Source organism: Erysipelotrichaceae bacterium 66202529 (genome assembly GCA_017161075.1).
Lineage (GTDB): Bacteria > Bacillota_I > Bacilli_A > Erysipelotrichales > Erysipelotrichaceae > Clostridium_AQ.
In genome coordinates this window covers 2,438,288-2,456,397 of record CP046174.1, presented here as the reverse complement: position 1 = coordinate 2,456,397, position 18,110 = coordinate 2,438,288, and the positions used below count along the sequence as shown (strand labels likewise).

The 18,110-nt window shown below is 45.9% G+C and carries 20 protein-coding genes and 1 pseudogene; 20 read left to right on the top strand and 1 reads right to left on the bottom strand.

Annotated features, from left to right (window positions below; genetic code table 11):
- Positions 1-513: 513 nt before the first annotated feature.
- Genes GKZ87_11705 through GKZ87_11690 form a run of 4 tightly spaced genes read left to right on the top strand, consistent with a single transcriptional unit; the run spans position 514 to position 4,870 of the window.
- The gene (locus GKZ87_11705) at positions 514-2,268 is read left to right on the top strand and encodes a septation ring formation regulator EzrA (GenBank protein QSI26103.1); all 1,755 of its coding nucleotides are present in this window, start codon (positions 514-516) and stop codon (positions 2,266-2,268) included.
- Between the two features lies 1 nt (position 2,269).
- On the top strand, positions 2,270-3,400 hold the full coding sequence (locus GKZ87_11700; GenBank protein ID QSI26102.1) for an aminotransferase class V-fold PLP-dependent enzyme: 1,131 nt from the start codon (positions 2,270-2,272) through the stop codon (positions 3,398-3,400).
- Positions 3,381-4,589, top strand: coding sequence for a tRNA 4-thiouridine(8) synthase ThiI (gene thiI / locus GKZ87_11695; protein ID QSI26101.1), 1,209 nt, complete (start codon positions 3,381-3,383; stop codon positions 4,587-4,589). The genes GKZ87_11700 and thiI overlap by 20 nt, the downstream gene beginning before the upstream one ends.
- A 47-nt stretch (positions 4,590-4,636) precedes the next feature.
- Positions 4,637-4,870 carry a hypothetical protein gene (locus GKZ87_11690; protein QSI26100.1) on the top strand — a complete coding sequence of 78 codons (234 nt, stop codon included), beginning with the start codon at positions 4,637-4,639 and terminating at the stop codon, positions 4,868-4,870.
- A gap of 68 nt (positions 4,871-4,938) precedes the next feature.
- Here GKZ87_11690 and GKZ87_11685 read toward each other — a convergent pair whose 3' ends face one another.
- Complete coding sequence (locus GKZ87_11685; GenBank protein ID QSI26099.1) at positions 4,939-5,475, bottom strand: nitroreductase; 537 nt, start codon at positions 5,473-5,475, stop codon at positions 4,939-4,941.
- A 112-nt stretch (positions 5,476-5,587) separates the two neighbouring features.
- On the opposite strand from GKZ87_11685, the gene GKZ87_11680 reads away from it, so the two are divergent.
- From GKZ87_11680 to GKZ87_11605, 16 genes and pseudogenes are all read left to right on the top strand, one after another.
- A complete protein-coding gene (locus GKZ87_11680) occupies positions 5,588-6,394 on the top strand; it encodes a methyltransferase domain-containing protein (protein ID QSI26098.1) in 807 nt (268 codons plus the stop codon).
- A gap of 48 nt (positions 6,395-6,442) precedes the next feature.
- A complete protein-coding gene (locus GKZ87_11675) occupies positions 6,443-7,858 on the top strand; it encodes a signal recognition particle protein (GenBank protein ID QSI26097.1) in 1,416 nt (471 codons plus the stop codon).
- A 45-nt stretch (positions 7,859-7,903) separates the two neighbouring features.
- Entirely contained in the window at positions 7,904-8,884 is a 981-nt protein-coding gene (locus tag GKZ87_11670; GenBank protein ID QSI26096.1) for a lactate dehydrogenase, read from the top strand.
- An 87-nt stretch (positions 8,885-8,971) separates the two neighbouring features.
- Positions 8,972-9,457, top strand: coding sequence for a sigma-70 family RNA polymerase sigma factor (locus GKZ87_11665; GenBank protein QSI26095.1), 486 nt, complete (start codon positions 8,972-8,974; stop codon positions 9,455-9,457).
- A 130-nt stretch (positions 9,458-9,587) separates the two neighbouring features.
- Positions 9,588-10,748, top strand: coding sequence for a hypothetical protein (locus GKZ87_11660; GenBank protein QSI27947.1), 1,161 nt, complete (start codon positions 9,588-9,590; stop codon positions 10,746-10,748).
- Between the two features lie 228 nt (positions 10,749-10,976).
- Positions 10,977-11,846 carry a GNAT family N-acetyltransferase gene (locus GKZ87_11655; protein ID QSI26094.1) on the top strand — a complete coding sequence of 290 codons (870 nt, stop codon included), beginning with the start codon at positions 10,977-10,979 and terminating at the stop codon, positions 11,844-11,846.
- Between the two features lie 226 nt (positions 11,847-12,072).
- Positions 12,073-12,345, top strand: a complete 273-nt coding sequence (gene rpsP, locus GKZ87_11650) for a 30S ribosomal protein S16 (protein QSI26093.1) — start codon at positions 12,073-12,075, stop codon at positions 12,343-12,345.
- Between the two features lie 6 nt (positions 12,346-12,351).
- Positions 12,352-12,600, top strand: coding sequence for a KH domain-containing protein (locus tag GKZ87_11645; GenBank protein QSI26092.1), 249 nt, complete (start codon positions 12,352-12,354; stop codon positions 12,598-12,600).
- A 36-nt stretch (positions 12,601-12,636) separates the two neighbouring features.
- Positions 12,637-13,140, top strand: a complete 504-nt coding sequence (gene rimM / locus GKZ87_11640) for a ribosome maturation factor RimM (GenBank protein ID QSI26091.1) — start codon at positions 12,637-12,639, stop codon at positions 13,138-13,140.
- Positions 13,137-13,874 carry a tRNA (guanosine(37)-N1)-methyltransferase TrmD gene (gene trmD / locus GKZ87_11635; GenBank protein ID QSI26090.1) on the top strand — a complete coding sequence of 246 codons (738 nt, stop codon included), beginning with the start codon at positions 13,137-13,139 and terminating at the stop codon, positions 13,872-13,874. Before rimM ends, trmD begins: the two co-directional genes overlap by 4 nt.
- A gap of 295 nt (positions 13,875-14,169) precedes the next feature.
- Positions 14,170-14,752: pseudogene (locus tag GKZ87_11630) on the top strand (hypothetical protein).
- 271 nt (positions 14,753-15,023) lie between these two features.
- The gene (rplS, locus tag GKZ87_11625) at positions 15,024-15,371 is read left to right on the top strand and encodes a 50S ribosomal protein L19 (protein QSI26089.1); all 348 of its coding nucleotides are present in this window, start codon (positions 15,024-15,026) and stop codon (positions 15,369-15,371) included.
- A gap of 56 nt (positions 15,372-15,427) precedes the next feature.
- Positions 15,428-16,030: a signal peptidase I gene (lepB, locus tag GKZ87_11620; GenBank protein ID QSI26088.1), complete on the top strand. Its 603-nt coding sequence runs from the start codon at positions 15,428-15,430 to the stop codon at positions 16,028-16,030.
- A gap of 3 nt (positions 16,031-16,033) precedes the next feature.
- A complete protein-coding gene (gene lepB / locus GKZ87_11615; protein QSI26087.1) occupies positions 16,034-16,627 on the top strand; it encodes a signal peptidase I in 594 nt (197 codons plus the stop codon).
- Complete coding sequence (ylqF, locus tag GKZ87_11610; protein ID QSI26086.1) at positions 16,617-17,483, top strand: ribosome biogenesis GTPase YlqF; 867 nt, start codon at positions 16,617-16,619, stop codon at positions 17,481-17,483. The genes lepB (GKZ87_11615) and ylqF overlap by 11 nt, the downstream gene beginning before the upstream one ends.
- Entirely contained in the window at positions 17,467-18,090 is a 624-nt protein-coding gene (locus GKZ87_11605; GenBank protein QSI26085.1) for a ribonuclease HII, read from the top strand. The genes ylqF and GKZ87_11605 overlap by 17 nt, the downstream gene beginning before the upstream one ends.
- The last annotated feature ends 20 nt before the right edge of the window (positions 18,091-18,110 follow it).

The following is an 18,110-nucleotide window of genomic DNA, read 5'->3' as shown; positions in this document are numbered from 1 at the left end:
GTTTGCCTGCTTATGAGCTGTTGAGCGTAGGATACCATAATTGTAAAAAATGCTGTAAATCACATAACTGCTTCCGGCACACTTTATAAAAGGATACAGCATTATGAAAGCTTCAACCTATTACCGGTATCTAACTGCGGTTCACTTAAATGTAGCACTTCTATGTCCATATGATGGCATAGAGCAATTATACATCACTATGCAGCCCAGATCATCGTATAAATTGCAGAAGCAAAGAGGAAGGATATGAAAGTCGTACGGTATACACAGGGAATATAAAAATCATACAAATCACCTACGGCAGGAAAAGTCCTTGCGTAAGCGGAGAAGAAAACCGGAAGCAGTCCTTTTACCTCTGTGAAATAGCAAGGTGATGATTCTGTGATTTCCGTATTCCTGAAAGAAAAAACACATCCACATCATTTCTTGCAGAATAAGCATAATTTCTGATTTCTTAATCGTATAAATTATGATACAATATAGCTAGTGAATTTGAATGGAAGAGGTGTCTGTATGGAGAATTTTATCAACAATGTCAAAAATGTAGTTTCCCTTGATGTTTTGATCTATATAGTGATTGCACTGGTTGCCATCGTCATACTTACAATCATCATGATGGTGCTGCGTCAGAAGCAGGCAAGAAAGCAATTGGATGAACTGGAACTGAGCTACAACTCGTTGAAGGGGATTCCACTTGCTTTTAAATTGAATAAGGCTGTCGCACTATCAAGGGTCAATGAGGAAATGAGTCAGCGTGTGGAAAGCTGCCGCACGGATTTTGACAATATTCAGGAACAGTTAAAGGAATGCAGCGTCTCGCTGGCAGAGGTCGATGACCTGATCTATGTTCACAAGGCAAAGGCTGCCAAGCGCCGTATGGAAAAGCTGAGAGATCAGATGACTGCGCTGGAGGGCATCGCCGGGGAAGTTAATCAGGCACTGGACAGCATACTGGAACAGGAAAATGAGCAGCGTGTACATATCAATAAGCTGAAGGATGATTTCCGTATCATCAAGCGCAGTATAAATGAAAACCGTGCTTCCTTTTCACAGAGCTATGAATATCTGGAAATGGAAATCGCAGGGATTGAAAAAATGTTCTCTGCCTTTGAGGAATGGATGTTTGCTTCCGAATTTAACAAGGCAGCTGATCAGCAAAAGGAAATCCGTGAATCTGTTGCCCATTTGAAAGAGCTGGTGGAGGTTCTGCCATCCATGTACGAGCGTGCAAGGGGTGTTCTGCCAAGAGCCATCGACGAGGTGGGCTATCAGTATGCACAGGCGAAGAATAAAGGCGTGTATACAGAGCATTTAGAGGTACGTAAGAATCTGGATATCATCAGCGATATGCTGAAAAATGATTTGAATAAGCTGCGTAACGGCAATCCTAAGGATGTGCATGAGGATCTTAATGATTGTGAGAAACGCATCGCACAGCTGGCGGAACAACTGAATCGTGAAGAACATGCATTTGATGAGGTCAGTGATAACGTAGATATCCTCTTTGATACGATTCGCAGCATCAATGCGGATGTCGAAGCAATCGAGGAGCTGTATAATCGTGTATATGAGCGCTTCGGCTTTGAAAACTGGACACAGCGTCTGATGGAGGTGCATGACAGGCTTTCTGTATTGAATGATATGCAGCGTAAGCTGGAAGCAGTCATCGCACAAAACAGGGTGCCGTATTCCACAATTTTAATTGCTTATAAAGAGCTGGAGCAGAGCGCTGCGGTATTTACGAATGAAGTCAGTGAGATGAAGCAGAAGCTGGACAATGCCTGCAGTGATGAAGAACGGGCTAAAAAGCAGCTGATCAAGCTGCAGCTCATCGTAAATGAAATCCGGGTGAAGATGTCCAAGCACAGACTGCCAAGTGTTTCCCAGAAGTATGAGGATGATTTACATAAGGGGGAAATCATGATTAAGGATATTCAGGTGATTCTGGATAATTCACCACTTGATGTCAAACGCCTGAATGCGGAGCTGCGCAGTGCTATTGATTATATTTATACCCTGTATAACAGCGTGAACAATCTGGTGGGAATGGCAATCATGGTGGAAAATACGATTGTATTTGGAAACCGGTATCGTTCCTCCTTTCCGGATATTGACAGTGAGCTGACAAGAGCAGAGCTGTGCTTCCGGAACGGACAGTATACAAAGGCTTTGAAAATCGGTATTCAATGTATTGAAAAGATGCATCCGGGAGCCTATGAAAAGCTCATTAACAAAAAGGATCCAAGCATCCTGAATACGGGGGAGTAGTATGATTTATCTGGATTATGCATCTACCACCCCTATTCGTCCGGAGATTTTAAAAACATATTATAAGCTGCTGCAGGACTATTACGGCAACAGCGATTCTCTGCATGATTTGGGCAGAGAATCAGGAAAGCTTATGGAACAAAGCCGTGCACAGATTGCACAGCTTTTGCATGTTTACAGGGAGGAGATTTTATTTACCTCCTGTGCCAGTGAATCAAACAATGCAGCAATCAAGGGAGCTGCATGGCAGTATGCAGGGCGTGGTAAGCATCTGATTACCACCTGTGTTGAGCATTCCAGCATTCACAATGCGATGGAGCAGCTAAAGGAATATTTCGGCTATGAGGTAACCTATCTGCCAGTAAATGCATCAGGTAGTGTGGATGTGGAAGCACTGAAGCAGGCTTTGCGAAAGGATACGATTCTGGTATCCATGATGCTCGTAAACAATGAGACAGGCGCAATCAATCCGATTCGTGCCTGTGCAGACTACGTGCATGCCAATTCCAGAGCCCTTTTTCATGTGGATGGCGTACAGGCCCTGGGTAAGGTGGAGGTTGATTTATCCTGTGTCGATCTGGCAACCTTTTCGGCGCATAAAATCTATGGCCTGAAGGGAAGCGCCATCTTGTATAAAAAGAAGCATGTGGAGCTGGTACCTCTCATCAGTGGCGGACAGCAGGAAAACGGCATGCGTGCGGGCACCAGCAATACTCCTGTCAATATCGTTTTTGCCAAAACGCTGCGTCTTGCGCTGGAACAGCAGAAGGAAGCCTATGCGCATGTGAAAGCGTTGAATGCGCATTTGCGGAAAGAAGTATCTGTCATGGAGGATATCGTAATCAATTCTCCACAGGATGGCAGTCCGTTCATACTCAATATATCAAATCTGCGCATTGGCAGTGAAATCATGCTGAATGCATTGAATGCAAAAGGCTTTGCGGTATCTGCACAGAGCACCTGTTCCTCACACAGCAAGGCTGTCTCAGCAGTGCTTCTGGCAATGGGCCTGGGGGAACAAAGAGCTACCCATGCCATACGTATATCCCTGTCGCATCTGACAACCAGACAGGAGGTCGATGCCTTTTTACAGGCTTTAAAGGAGATCAATCATGACTATCGAACAAAATAAGATTGTATATAACCATATTCTTGTGCGCTTTGGGGAGCTGTCCACCAAGGGAAAGAATAAAAAAGATTTTATCAAACGGCTGTTAACAAATGTAAAGAATGCGCTGCGTGATTATGACAAACTGAGCTATGAGCGTACGCATGACCGTTTGTATATCCTGCTGAACGGCGAGGATCCTCACGCTATCAGTGAGCATTTGCAGAAGGTATTTGGTATTTCCTCCTTTTCCTTTGCGATTCGTGTGGATACCGATATTGAGGCAATGAAGCAGACGGCGCTGCAGGTGGCGAAGGAAAGTGATGCATCCACCTTTAAAATTGAATCCCGCAGAAGTCATAAGCTGTTTCCTATGATTTCTGATGAAATCAACCGTGCGGTTGCCGGCGAAATTTTGCGCAACACCGAGCTGAAGGTCAATGTCAGAGAGCCGCAGCTGCGTATTCAGATTGAGGTGCATCAGGACGATACATATATCATGACCGGACGGATTCAGGGAGCCGGCGGATATCCGGTTGGTGTGGGCGGAAAGGCGATGGTTATGCTGTCTGGTGGAATTGATTCCCCGGTTGCCTCCTATCTGACCATGAAGCGTGGTGTCGCTATTGAATGTGTACACTATGCATCCCCTCCCTATACGAGTCAGGCAGCACAGGATAAGGTGCTGGAGCTGGCGCGCCAGATTGCCCCATATCAGGGACATATCCGAGTTCATGTGGTTCCATTTACGGATTTGCAGCTTGCCATATACAAAAATTGTGATGAAAGCTATGCCATTACGATCATGCGCCGTATGATGTACCGTATTGCACAGCGTCTTTGTGAACAGCAGCACTGCCTTGCGATCGTGAACGGGGAAAGCATTGGGCAGGTTGCGAGCCAGACATTGGAAAGTATGCAGACGATCAACTGTGTTACAACCCTGCCGGTTATCCGTCCGGTTGCCTGCATGGATAAGGTGGAAATCATCGATGTTGCCAGAAATATTGATACCTATGATATTTCCATACAGCCTTTCGAGGACTGCTGTACAATATTCACACCGAAGAATCCCGTCACGAAACCGACGATTCAGCGAGCGGAGCGTCTGGAAAGCCGCTTTGATTATGAAGCCCTGCTGCAGGAATGCATAGCAAAGACGGAGCATGTGGATGTGTATCCAAAAGCGAAGCTTGACGAAGAAATTTTTTAGTATAGATTAGAAAAACTCACGCATACTAACAGTGTGAGGTGAGAAAAATGGAAAGAAGAAAACAGTACAACGAAAAACAGGTTGAACAGGACTTATATCAATACGAAATGGGTATTGAATTAGGTGCTGACGTTGAGGCTGAAAAAAGAAATCATCAGAGCGAATACGATAAAGAGCATTCTTCTCAGGATTTCAAAAACAGCTACAACAACAACCAGAGCAACTCCCAGAGAAACAACCAGAATCAGCGTAACCAGAACAACCAGAATCAGTATCGTTAAGGATATGCTGAAAAAAACGCTCCTCTTCCGATTGGAAAACAGGAGCGTTTTTTTATAGCTCTTTTATTCTAATAATAGGTGACAATTTCCTCCAGAGCTTTACGCTTTGGCTTTTCAGGCTGTATTGCCCGGTAACCCACACTGATAACACTAACGATGATTTCCTGCTCTGGTATATGGAGCATACTGCGTATAGCGTCTGCATCCCGAATTCCCATCACAAGTGTATCCAGGCCGAGATCACGCGCCTTTAACAGCAGGTTTTCATTATGCAGTCCCAGATCGTAGGCACCCCATAAATTTCCCAGCTCATTGCTTGGTGTGCCGTCCTTATCGTAGCCGGAGCGATCCCTGACAAATGTCGTGATAATCAAAACAGGCGCATCCTTCGAGTTCTCTGCATTGAAAGGGGCAAGCCCCTCCGTCTTCATTTTGTTCAGCATATCGCTGGATGTAATAATATGATAGCGTGCTGTCTGTGAGTTTTTCCAGCTAGGAGCCTCCATAGCACATTGAATCATCGCCTCGATATCCTCCTGTGCAACCGGCCTTGCTTCATACCTTCGTATGCTTCTTCTTGTTGTGACAACCTCATTAAATTCCATTCCAATCACCTCTTTGTCTTTATTCTACAACAATTTTCCTGAAATTTCCGCAATTAGGCAAACTTTTCCTATTTTGGCTGTGGTATACTTAGATAGGAAATGAGGTAGGTATATGCTGTTATGTCCAAAATGTGGAAGTGAATTGGTCAAACAAGAGCGCGTTTGGCGCTGTAAAAATAATCACTCATACGATATCTCCAAACGGGGATACGTTCATCTGGCTCTGCATCATCCTTCAGGCAGCGGGGATGATAAGGAAATGGTGAAAGCACGTACGCGCTTTCTGACACATGGATATTATGAGCCGCTGCAGCAGGCCCTGGTACAAATTGTTCAGCGCTATCAGCCGAAAACAATCGTGGATGCAGGATGTGGGGAAGGCTATTATACAAACCGGCTAAAGCAGGAAGCAACAAACGTCATCGGCTTTGATTTATCCAAGCATGCCGTAGATGAGGCCTGCAAGGCAAAAAGCGGGGCAGTGTATGCGGTGGCAAGCGTATTTCATATGCCGCTTAATGATGCCTGTGCCGATATGGTGCTGTCAGTGTTTGCACCGTTTCAGGCAGAGGAATTTTTACGGGTATTAAAGCCAGGAGGCAGATTTGTGAAGGTAGGCCCCGGTGCGCAGCATCTTATGGGTCTGAAGCAGGTGCTCTATGATGAGCCGTATGAAAACCATAGTGAGCCGGAAAGCTATGCCGGCTTTACGCTTGAGGAAACCGGCTGTGTAGAGGCGGATCTATGCATACAGGATGCGATGGATATTCAGGCTCTGTTTCATATGACGCCTTATTACTGGAAAACACCAAGGGATGCGGCAAAGCGGCTGGCATCATGTACAAAGCTGCATACTAAGATACAGTTTCAGATTGAAATCTATCGCAAAGATGAAAACGTGCTTAACAAAAGCAATTAGGCTATGCTATAATGGGGTACAGGAATATGAGAAAGGCGGTAAACAGGTATGGCATTTGAATCACTAAGCGAACGTCTGGGGAAGGCGTTTAAAAATATAACCGGGAAGGGAAAGTTAAGCGAAAAAAATATGAACGACATGCTGCGCGAGGTGCGTATGTCGCTGCTGGAGGCCGATGTAAATTACGGCGTCGTTAAGGATTTCATCGCCCGTGTAAAGGAGCAGGCACTGGGTACAGAGGTTATGAATTCTCTGAATCCCGGACAGATGGTCGTTAAAATTGTACATGATGAAATCGTGGCATTACTGGGAAGCGAGGATGCCCCGGTAAACTATAAGAGCAACGGAATAACAACCGTCATGATGGTGGGTCTACAGGGTACCGGTAAAACAACGGCATCCGCAAAAATCGCCAATGTGATGAAAAAGAAGCAGAATCGCAAGCCGCTGCTGGTTGCCTGTGACGTCATTCGTCCGGCTGCTATCGAACAGCTGAAAACGCTGGGAGAGAGCATCGGTGTTGAGGTTTTTTCTCTCGGTGTTGAAACAAAGGCGCTGGAAACGGCAAAGCAGGCAATGGAGTATGCCAAGGAAAACGGCTATGATACGGTACTGTTTGATACGGCCGGGCGTCTGCACATCGATGAAGAGCTGATGCAGGAGCTGTCTGATATCAAGGCTTATGTTCATCCGGATGATATTCTGCTGACCGTGGATGCAATGACCGGACAGGATATCGTCAATGTCGCAAGCAGCTTCCATGAGCAGCTGGATGTCACTGGTCTTGTTCTGACCAAGCTGGACGGCGATTCCCGCGGCGGTGGTATTCTTTCTGTGCGTTCTATTACACAGGTACCGGTAAAATTTGTCGGTCTCGGTGAAAAAATCGATGATCTGGATGTGTTCCATCCGGATCGTATGGCTGATCGTATCCTGGGTATGGGGGATATCATGTCCCTGGTAGAGCAGGCACAGGAAAAAATGGATATAGAAGCAAGCACAAAATCCGCAAACCGTATGATGAGCGGACAGTTTACGCTGACGGATATGCTGGTGCAGTTTCAGCAGCTGGAAAAGATGGGCTCTCTGGGCGGCATGATGAAGCTGATTCCGGGTATGAACCAGCTGGCCGGACAGATTGATGAAGCCAAAGCCGGAAATAAAATGAAAAAAAGTACGGCAATCATTCAGAGTATGACGATGGAGGAACGTGAGAATCCGAATATCTTACGTGCATCCAGAAAAAACCGTATTGCCAAGGGAAGCGGGACTACAGTCGCAGATGTGAACCGTCTGTTGAATGAATACGAAAAAATGAAGCAGGTTATGAAGCAGATGGGCTCCATGACAAAATCCGGTAAAATGCCGAACATGGGCGGTATGGGAGCTATGGGGGCCATGAAAAACATGCGCAATATGAATAAAGCGATGCGTCAGGGCGGCAAGCGCGGAAGAAAATTCTAAACAAGGCATACACTGCCTTGTTTTTATTAAAGAAGGAGGAGGCTTATGAAAGTATTTGTATATGGATACCGGCCGGAAGAAGCGGCATATTTTGATGCCTGCGCGAAAGCGATGGAGCTGGACATTGAGACGTGTGCGCAGCGTCCGACTCTGGAAAACGCGCAGCTGTGCCAGGGCTGTGAATGTATCAGTGTCTTATCAACACCGATCGATGCCGCTTTGCTGCAGAAGCTGCAGGAGGTAGGCGTGCGCTTTTTATCTACCCGCACCATCGGCTACGATCATATCGATTTGGAATACGCAAGGAACATCGGCATCCATGTCGGGAATGCAACCTATGCCAGTGAAAGTGTGGCTGATTATACAATCATGCTGATCCTGATGGCGCTTCGTAAAATGAAGCTGGTGCTGCAGAGTGCTGTAAGCCAGGATTATTCCTTCGATGCGGTGCTAGGCAGTAACCTGAAGGGGAAAACGCTGGGGGTTATTGGAACCGGAGCTATCGGGCAAACACTGATTCGTCATATCGCAGGCTTTGGCTGCAAGATCATCGCCTATAATGCACATCCCAAGAAAGAGATGGAAGCATATGTAACCTATGTGGATCTGCAGACGCTGTATCAAAACAGCGATATCATCACACTCCATGTACCCCTGAATGAGGACACCCAACACCTTATAAATGCGGACGCCTTTTCTATGATGAAGGAGGGGGTCATTCTTGTGAATACAGCAAGAGGAGGATTGATTGACAACAAGGCGCTGATTGACGCAATCGAAGCCGGAACGATAGGGGCTGCTGCGCTGGATGTCGTGGAAGGGGAAACCGGGATCTATTACAACCGCCGAAAGGGAAAGATACTTAAACAGCGGGACATGGCAGTTTTAAATTCCTTTCCCAATGTGCTTTTAACGCCGCATCTGGCATTTCTTACCGATGATTCCTATCGGGATATGGTGACAAATTCCATGAGAAGCTGTTACCTGTTTATGCATGGGGAAGAAAATCCATGGCTGATACAATAACGATTAAAATATCGTTATTTTTCTTTTTGTGCAACCTTTTGATCAGCTGAAACGTGTTTATAATAGAAGAGGAGAGGGGATAGCGTCATGAGAATGTATGCGGATATGACATTTGAAGATGTAATGTGTACCTATGCGGATACCGTCACACGGCTTGCGCTGCTGCGCATGGGCAATAGACAGGATGCACAGGATATTTTTCAGAATGTCTTTTTAAAGCTGTACACGCAGAAGATGGAATTTCGGGATGCACAGCATATCAAGGCGTGGCTGATTCAGACCACGATACATACCTGCATTGATGAACAGCGAAAATTCTGGAGACGGCATCGGACACGTCTGGATGAAGCATTTTGCCAGGTGGAGAATCCTGTGGAACGAAACGAGCTGTACGAGCTGATGGAGCTTCCCGCAAACCATCGCAATGCGCTGTATCTGTATTATTATGAAGGCTTTTCCATACGGGAAATCAGTGTATGTATGAAGGTGCGGGAAAACACGGTGAAGTCCTGGATGAGACGCGGCAGGGAAGAGCTTCGCCAGCTGCTGGGAGGTGAACAGTATGGAGAATAAAAAATTCAGAGGCTTCGACGATATCCATTGTCCGGATGCTTGGATTAAGCAACTGCTGCAGGAGACAAAGGTCAGTAAACGAAAAAAAGCTGCGCTCGTGTGGAAGCTGGCTGCCCTGCTGCTATTTGCAATGCTCTCTTTTGCGACGGCAGCTGCATGCAGTGATACCGTGCGTGACTGGCTGACCTCCTTATTTTCAAATGGTGAACAGGTGCAGGTACAGGAAGATCCCATACGTGTTCAAAACCTCGGGGACATCACATATCTGGATGCAGACTATCGGTATTATGTGAAGCAGAAGGAGGAACAGGTTTATCAAACAGATACATTTACAATATATGAAAAGGGACGCATAATTGCCAGGGAGCTGCCGCGGAAAAGCAAAGCTCTGCGTCTAAAGACAGAGGCAGGGAGTGTTTCTGTCAAGCTGTTTTATGTCGTTCTTGATCAGCAGGTGCTGCCGCTCTATCTGCAGGGCAGGGAAGCGGATGGAATGCCGAGTCCATCTGTCAAGGTACTGAAAAACGGTAAGCTGGTGATTGAATATGACGAGGAGAATTTCCGAAATGCATATCTGGTGGATTTGAAAACGGAGGAAGTACAGTCCATTGGAGATTTGTCCTATTCATCTGCCGTGCATGCTGAACGGGTGCATGCCTATGCGTATGATGTGCATAACAGTGCATCCGGGCGTTTTCTGCTGTATCGTACCTATGCATTACAGCAGGGATGGGCAAAGGATAAGCAGGAATGCCAATGGGTACTGCTGGATACCGATACGAACCAACGGCGGTACATGGATGCAGAAAGGCTGCCTGGATATCTGCTTGGTAATGAATTGTTTATGGCTGGTGACAGCCGCATCCTGACAACGCAAAGCTATGCGGTTGAGGAAGCTGTATTTGATAGTTATCCACTTGTTTATGACTATCGAATGGATACCTGGACAACATATCGGGAATATTCCTGTGCTACACCTTTTACAGGCAGTCTTTTATACCGTATAACAGATACAAAAGTGGAGCTGCTGGATGTAGCGAACAGGAAAAGGAGCACGGTGGCACTGCCTGAACATGTACAGGCAAAGGATATGAGTCTTCAGCCGTATAACGGCTTCTATATCAGCGAAAGCAATACCTCCGATACTTTGGATATTTACGTAGCTTCTCAAAAGCGCTGGGTACATCTGGATAGTGCAAGGCTGGATGGTGCAGGCATACTCTTTGCATATCCGCTGGATGAGCATACCTTATCAATCAATCAACAATATCTGGTTGAATTTCAAAAATAGCTTTAAAAATTGAGAATTATATGGTATATTTATGTCGTACCCAAAGGGTATACGATAACATAAGAAAGGCAGGTGGTCTGTATGAAAACAGTTCAAAATTACGTACTGAGGAAGGATACAGACTGCCTGGTTTATAACTAGTGCATGTTCTGGGCATCCCTTGGGATGCCTTTTTCTTTCCCGATAACACAGATTTACAGTAGCAATATAAGGAAAGGACGAAACAACATGAAAACAGAAATTTGTAAAGAGAAGTATGCAGCCTCCATGTGCTCCATGGCTGCCAGCAGCGAGGAACAAAACCGCTCACTGCAAAGAGATTTAAAAAATCAGATGCTGTCATTGAAGCAGTGCTATGTGATGCTTCATGATGAACAGGTGATAGCCAGAGCTGTTATTGATACCGAAAGATCTTATATCGCCTATCTTACACTGGAGGCGATGTCGCAAAAGGAAGCGGATGCCTTTGTGGAGGATATTGTCGATCGTCTGGATCGCAGCAGGGAGTGGAGAGTGGATCTGTATACCGATAAGCAGCATCATGCACTTGTCTATCATGCTTTAAAACGATGGTTTCCATTGGAATTTAAACGGGAGAGCTATACCGTAAAAACAAGGGAACAAGCACAAGCATATCGCTTTATACCGGCAAAGCAGCTTGCGCACAGGGACTTGCTGGAGCTGATGGCAAAAGCGAGTGCGACAACGCTGGACGCCAATCTGCAAAGAGAGCAGAAATCGCTGGGGCTGTATCCGGCAGTGGAGCAGCAGGCAGAGGAGCTGCTGGAGGATGCAGAAAGTGATATACTGTTTCAGGTGCTGCTGATTGCGGGAAAGGCGGCAGGCTTTATCAGCGTTACCAGATTGCTGGATGAAGTAGGCGGTATCGGATATATCGGTGTTCATCCGGATGTACAGGGCAGGCAGTATGGGACAGTTCTGCTGAAAAAAGCGATGGATATGGCATGGCGTCATAATATACATAAGCTGATTGGGGATATTGATGTTCATAATTTTGCGATTCGGGAAAACCTGCTGCGTGCCGGCTTCTTGCTGGATTGCGGACAGAGCATCTTCCTGCTGGAAAAGCAAATATGAAAATTACGTTCGTAAATGAAATAACGACAGGAATGAAAGGGTGAGTATCCGTTTCAATATCAACGGATGTTGGAAGCATACTGGATTTTCTGTATAAGGGATTACAGAAAAATACTGGGGCGCAAAAAAATCGCAGGGTGTAAAGTAAAAAACCTTGACAGGTGGAAAAACTGTGATATACTTATCAAGGTAATGAAAAAGAAAATAACCAATAGGAGGAAATTATATGGCTGTAAAATTAAGATTAAAGAGAATGGGCTCCAAGAGAAAGCCTTTCTACAGAATTGTCGCTGCGGATTCCCGCGCACCTAGAGATGGACGTTTTATCGAGATTATCGGTACCTATAACCCAACAACAAATCCTGCAAGTGTCGTGCTGAACGAAGAACTGGCTACTAAGTGGCTGAAGGAAGGAGCACAGCCTTCTGATACTGTTCGCAACATTCTTTCTAAAGAAGGAATCATGAAACGTCTGCACGAAGAAAAAAACGCTAAGTAAAAGAGTATGATCGATTACGAAAAAGTATTGTTGGATCTTGTAACACCGATGGTTGAAGATAAGACCAATGTTTCTGTCAAAATGATGCCGACACTGGAGGATAACGAAATTCTGCTGTATGTGTATGCAAACAGTGATGATGTTGCCCGCCTGATCGGTCGTCGCGGAATGATGGCTTCTTCTATTCGTCAGATGATGTCTGTAGCATCAAGAAAAGAAGATAAGAGAGTTACCATCAAGTTTGAATCATATTAGGATGCCTTTCGCATCCTTTTTTTGGAGGTACGCTATATGAAAAATATCAATATCGGTATGCTTGTTAATACACACGGTCTGCGTGGTGAAGTAAAAATCAAGGTTTTAACGGATTTTCCCCAGCTGCGTTTTCACAAGGGGGCCACTGTGCATCTGCAGCTGCCAACAGGTGAACTGGATTTGTGCGTCACTGGCGTTCGGGAAAGCAAGGGACAGCTGCTTGTAAAGTTTGAGGGCTACGACGATATCAATCAGGTAGAAGCCTGGAAGGGCAGTATGCTGACAATTCGGGAGGACGAGCTGCAGGAGCTGGATGCATATGAGGCATACTATTATGAGCTGCAGGATGCTGCTGTATATACGATGGATGGAGCACTCCTGGGCACTGTTACGGAAATCATTGAAACCGGGGCAAATGCAGTGCTGCGTGTAAAGACTGCGGATAAGGATATCCTGATTCCCTTTGTCAGAGCCTTTGTAAAGGAATTTGACCGTAAGGCCAAGGTGATGAAGGTGGAGCTGTTGGAGGGACTGCTATGAAAATAACAGTGCTGACACTGTTTCCTGAATTTTTTGACAGCTTTCGCACAACATCTATTATCAAGCGTGCACTGGAACAGCAGCTGGTGGATTTTGAAACGATTGATTTTCGTTCCTTTACTACAGATAAACATAATCATGTGGATGATACACCATGCGGTGGCGGGCAGGGGATGGTTTTATCGTGTCAGCCAATCGTGGACTGTCTGAAAACTGTGCGCAGTGAGGATTCCTTTGTTATCATGATGACACCGCAGGGAAAACGCTTTGATCAGCAGCTCGCTCACCAATTCGCTTCTGAAATCAAGCATCTGATTATTCTTTGCGGACATTATGAGGGCTTCGATGAGAGAATCCGTTCCTTTGTGGATATGGAGGTATCCCTCGGGGATTTCGTGCTGACAGGAGGGGAAGGTGCTGCTCTGGTTATTTCCGATGCCGTCATACGATTGCTGGATCATGTGATTAAGGAAGAAAGTCACAGTGATGATTCCTTTGAAAACGGTTTGCTGGAATATCCGCAGTATACACGTCCGATTGAATACGAAGGCATGAGAGTGCCGGATGTACTCCTGAGCGGACATCATGCGAATATTCGTAAATGGCGGCTGAAGGAATCATTAAAACGCACGATGGAAAAGCGTCCAGATCTGCTGGAAAATCGTGTATATACAAAAGAGGAAGTAAAGCTTATGGAGGAAATCAGGCTGGAAAAAACCGGACAGGATAAATAAATATGGAAAGTCCTACTGGGCTTTTATGAGGATGCTTTTTGCATGTGAAATAAGGACATCATCGTGTGAATGCGCAGCTGTTACATACCAGATTTCTGTTCCATTAAATTAGTATGTGGAATAAGCGGATATAGCGCTTATGAGAAGCAGCCGGATACAAATGCTGCACCTGTTTATGATAAGACCAATCGTATATATGGATCATACAGGCAGTGAAATCGCATTGTAAGCTGTAATATGACAATACGGTGTCCAAATGGTGTGGTATGCTGTTTTCAAAAAGGAGAGATATACCATGCATATAAAAGCATATCTGGAGCAGCACTGTCATACATCCCTGTATATGGACACAGTTGAGGTGAATCCGGACAGCATTCAGGTGGTCATGATCAACGAATGTGCCCCACATGGGGTAACGGACAATTTCTATGGTGACATGGATGGGGAATATGCTGTTGCATTGTCACTGCTGTTTCCTGGTACTACCCCTGTCCAGCTGCTTGAGCAGGGCATTTATATCACCAATGCCTGCAAGCTGCCAAAGCCGGATACAGGCTTTACCAGCTTGCAGCTGCAGGACATCTGTTGTTTTGGAGGAGGAGCTGAAGCTGTTTAAAAAGCTGCGTGTAATCATGCTGATGGGGGATGTTGCCATACATCTGCATACGATGATAGCAAAGCGCAAGCATACGGCACGCATTCCTGCCGGCTCCACCTACAAGCTGCGAAAAAGCATCTGGATGGATGGGGAAATCCGTCTGTTTCCTTCCTATATCATGACGGGCAGAAACCTGCAGATCGAACGCAGTAAGCGGACGATGATTGAAGAGGATATTTCGCAAATGCTCACCTATTTGGAAACACAAAAGAACGGTTAATAGGAAAGCGGAAGAAGTGTCGGGATTTTCTTTGTAAAATTCGGCATTCTTCTTTTTTTTAGTTGATGAAAATGGTATGATAATAACAGAAAGGGCCCGACCTTTCAAAAAACGACTTCTTCTTTATTACTGTAAAAAAATGGATGAAAAAGTATTTACAAATATCCCTGATCTGTGATATCATATATAAGCCTTTATGGCACGCGGTTCCGCTGAACAGTATGATTCAAGAGCCTCTACGTTATATGAATAGAAAAGGAGCGCCATGATTATGAACATGCAGTTAGTAAATGAAGTAACAAAATCACAATTGAAGAAAGATGTTCCATTCTTTAAATCCGGAAGTACCGTTCGTGTACACGTTAAGATCAAAGAGGGTGACAAATCCCGTATCCAGGTATTCGAGGGATTGGTTATCGCAAAGCAGGGTGGAGGAATCAACGAAGTTTTCACTGTTCGTAAAATCTCAAACCAGATCGGTGTAGAAAGAACATTCCCGATTCATTCTCCAATTGTTGAAAAAATCGAAGTTGTACGTAACGGTAAGGTTAGAAGAAATAAATTATTCTACTTACGCGGACGTTCTGGTAAGGCTTCTCGTATCAAAGAAGTTCGTTAAGCTGGAAAAAAGTCGGGTCTTGCTCGACTTTTTATTTTTAGGCTGGAGGGTATACGATGCGGAAGCTGGAGAAGGACAGACACAGAGCGGACGAAAAAGAATCACTGTCAGGTGTGATTTTTTCCAATCTGTTTTCTCTGCTGAAAATATTTCTTGTCTGTTTCATTCTCGTATATCTGACAGCCAATTATCTTGTACGGCCCATGCGCGTGCAGGGAGGCAGCATGTATCCTACGCTGAAGACTGGTGAATTTGGGTTTGGCAATGCGTTTTCCGGTCATTTTCAGGAGATCAAGCGTGGAGATATCGTTATTGTATATGAGAAAGAAAAAACGCATACGTATTGGATCAAGCGTGTCATCGGTCTGCCGGGGGAACGAATCCGTGCCAGTGGAGATACGATTTATATCAATGATAATGCATTGAAGGAGCCCTATCTGGAAAATGATTATGCTGAAAGCATCCGGCTGACGGAAAATTATAAATTCACAGATGATTTTGATGAAGTGCAGTTGGGTGATGATGAATATTTTCTGATGGGCGATAATCGCTATGCAAGCAAGGATTCCCGTGTCATGGGCCCTTTTCAGCGAAGCGATATTAAGGCAGTGGACTTTTTTATCGTACTGCCGTTTACGAAAATGAGAGTGGCGGAATAATATATGAACAAACGTAAAAGAACCAGAAGCAGGCTGGATATCGTTTATACCATCCTTGACTTTCTCCGGTTGATTCTGATTACCGTGGTAGCGGCCGTCGTCATTCTAGTCTTTGTGGCGCGCAAGGAGGAGGTAAAGGGAACCTCCATGTATCCGACCCTGCAGGAAGGGGAATCGGTCATAATCAATATGGCAGCCAATTATGTCGGTGATATCAAACGCTTTGATGTGGTGGTGGCCAGAGAGTATCGAAGTGATGATCTGTGGGTCAAGCGTGTCATCGGCTTACCGGGAGAGACGATCAGCTACCGTGAGGGTGTGCTGTATGTCGATGGAAATAAGGTAGCGGAGCCGTTTCTGGATAAAAGCTATGTAGAGCAGGTAAAAAGCAGGACGAATACAAAGTATTTTACACAGGATTATACATCGGAAAAGCTGGGCAGGGATGAATATCTGTTAGTTGGCGATAATCGCAATGAATCACTGGATTCGAGAAATGAAGCTGTCGGGCCGTTTAAACGGGAACAGATCATTGCCAGAGGTGTATTCGTGTATAAGCCGTTTTCGAAAGCGAGGTATGTAGGCAATGGCGGATGATAAAATACGCATTCAGTGGTTTCCCGGTCATATGACCAAGGCGAAGCGGGAAATGCAGGAAAAGCTGAGCATGGTGGATATGGTGATTGAGCTGCGGGATGCCCGGATACCCAACGCCAGTAAAAACCCGATGATTGAAGAGCTTTGCCAAAACAAGCCGAGGCTGATCGTGCTGTCGAAAAAGGATAAGGCAGATGCAGCGGCAACGGCTTTGTGGTGCAAACAGCTGCGCAATGAAACTACGCGGGTGGTGGCTCTTGATATACTGAAAGAAAACATCATACCGAAAATTGTTGAACAAAGCCAGCTGCTTATGCAGGCGAAGATTGAGCGTATGAAGCGCAGAGGCATTCGTCCGCGCGCCATTCGCGCCATGGTTGTCGGAGTGCCGAATGTGGGGAAATCCACCTTTATCAACCGGATTTCCAAAAAGAAGGTGGCAGTGACGGGAGATCGTCCGGGCGTAACCAGAGCCCTGCAGTGGTCAAAGGTGAATCAAAGCCTGGAGCTGCTGGATACTCCGGGTGTCCTGTGGCCGAAGTTCGAGGATGAAACCGTTGGTGTGCTGCTGGCAATCACCGGAGCGATACGGGATGAAATCCTGCCGCTGGAGGAGATTGCGGCATGGGCGATGCGGTATTTGATTGCACAGCATCCGGACGCATTGCAGAAACGCTATGAGCTTGCAGTTTGTGATGATCCGTATGAAATGCTGGAGCGGATTGCGAGAAAGCGCGGCTTTATGCGTAAGGATGAAATGGATGAGAAGCGGACGATTGAAACCTTCCTGCGGGAATTGCGGGATGATAAGCTCGGCGCGATTACATGGGAGATGCCGGATGCAGACAGCGAATGAGTATGAGCAGGCCTGGTGGCAGCAGGGAAAAACGTGTATCGTCGGAATCGATGAAGCAGGCAGAGGGCCTATTGCCGGGCCGCTGGTCGTTGCGGCAGTTGCCTTTCCACCCGGCTATTTCCATGAGGAAATCTACGACTCCAAGAAGCTGAGTGATAAGAAGCGAAGAGCTCTTTTTCAGGATGTGATTCATCAGGCACAGGAATACCATATTGCCATCATTGAGCCGGCTATCATAGATGAGCTGAATATTTACCGTGCCACGCAGAATGCGATGCAAACGCTGAGTGAGCAGTTTTCCATGGCAGATGGGGTATTAACCGATGCCATGCCACTGCCTGGCAATACAAAGGATGTGATTTCACTTGTCAAGGGGGATCAGAAAAGCGTCAGTATTGCGGCGGCCAGCATTCTGGCCAAGGTGACAAGGGACTGTATCATGGAGGCGTATGATAAGCAGTATCCCCAATACGGCTTTGCTCGGCATAAGGGGTATCCGACAAAGGCGCATATCGAGGCGCTGCATACGTATGGTGTGGTTAAGGGCTTGTACCGTGAAAGCTATGGCCCGGTGGCAGCGATGCGGCAGCTGGTACTGGATATTTAAGCAGTGAAGACTGCTTTTTT

Coding starts and splice junctions, on each gene's coding strand:
- GKZ87_11655 (QSI26094.1), top strand. CDS start 10,977: ATGAAAACAGAAATTTGTAAAGAGAAGTATGCAGCCTCCATGTGCTCC.
- GKZ87_11690 (QSI26100.1), top strand. CDS start 4,637: ATGGAAAGAAGAAAACAGTACAACGAAAAACAGGTTGAACAGGACTTA.
- rplS (QSI26089.1), top strand. CDS start 15,024: ATGAACATGCAGTTAGTAAATGAAGTAACAAAATCACAATTGAAGAAA.
- GKZ87_11700 (QSI26102.1), top strand. CDS start 2,270: ATGATTTATCTGGATTATGCATCTACCACCCCTATTCGTCCGGAGATT.
- GKZ87_11675 (QSI26097.1), top strand. CDS start 6,443: ATGGCATTTGAATCACTAAGCGAACGTCTGGGGAAGGCGTTTAAAAAT.
- ylqF (QSI26086.1), top strand. CDS start 16,617: ATGGCGGATGATAAAATACGCATTCAGTGGTTTCCCGGTCATATGACC.
- thiI (QSI26101.1), top strand. CDS start 3,381: ATGACTATCGAACAAAATAAGATTGTATATAACCATATTCTTGTGCGC.
- GKZ87_11670 (QSI26096.1), top strand. CDS start 7,904: ATGAAAGTATTTGTATATGGATACCGGCCGGAAGAAGCGGCATATTTT.
- trmD (QSI26090.1), top strand. CDS start 13,137: ATGAAAATAACAGTGCTGACACTGTTTCCTGAATTTTTTGACAGCTTT.
- GKZ87_11680 (QSI26098.1), top strand. CDS start 5,588: ATGCTGTTATGTCCAAAATGTGGAAGTGAATTGGTCAAACAAGAGCGC.
- rpsP (QSI26093.1), top strand. CDS start 12,073: ATGGCTGTAAAATTAAGATTAAAGAGAATGGGCTCCAAGAGAAAGCCT.
- lepB (QSI26087.1), top strand. CDS start 16,034: ATGAACAAACGTAAAAGAACCAGAAGCAGGCTGGATATCGTTTATACC.
- GKZ87_11705 (QSI26103.1), top strand. CDS start 514: ATGGAGAATTTTATCAACAATGTCAAAAATGTAGTTTCCCTTGATGTT.
- lepB (QSI26088.1), top strand. CDS start 15,428: ATGCGGAAGCTGGAGAAGGACAGACACAGAGCGGACGAAAAAGAATCA.
- rimM (QSI26091.1), top strand. CDS start 12,637: ATGAAAAATATCAATATCGGTATGCTTGTTAATACACACGGTCTGCGT.
- GKZ87_11685 (QSI26099.1), bottom strand. CDS start 5,475: ATGGAATTTAATGAGGTTGTCACAACAAGAAGAAGCATACGAAGGTAT.
- GKZ87_11605 (QSI26085.1), top strand. CDS start 17,467: ATGCAGACAGCGAATGAGTATGAGCAGGCCTGGTGGCAGCAGGGAAAA.
- GKZ87_11665 (QSI26095.1), top strand. CDS start 8,972: ATGAGAATGTATGCGGATATGACATTTGAAGATGTAATGTGTACCTAT.
- GKZ87_11645 (QSI26092.1), top strand. CDS start 12,352: ATGATCGATTACGAAAAAGTATTGTTGGATCTTGTAACACCGATGGTT.
- GKZ87_11660 (QSI27947.1), top strand. CDS start 9,588: ATGCTCTCTTTTGCGACGGCAGCTGCATGCAGTGATACCGTGCGTGAC.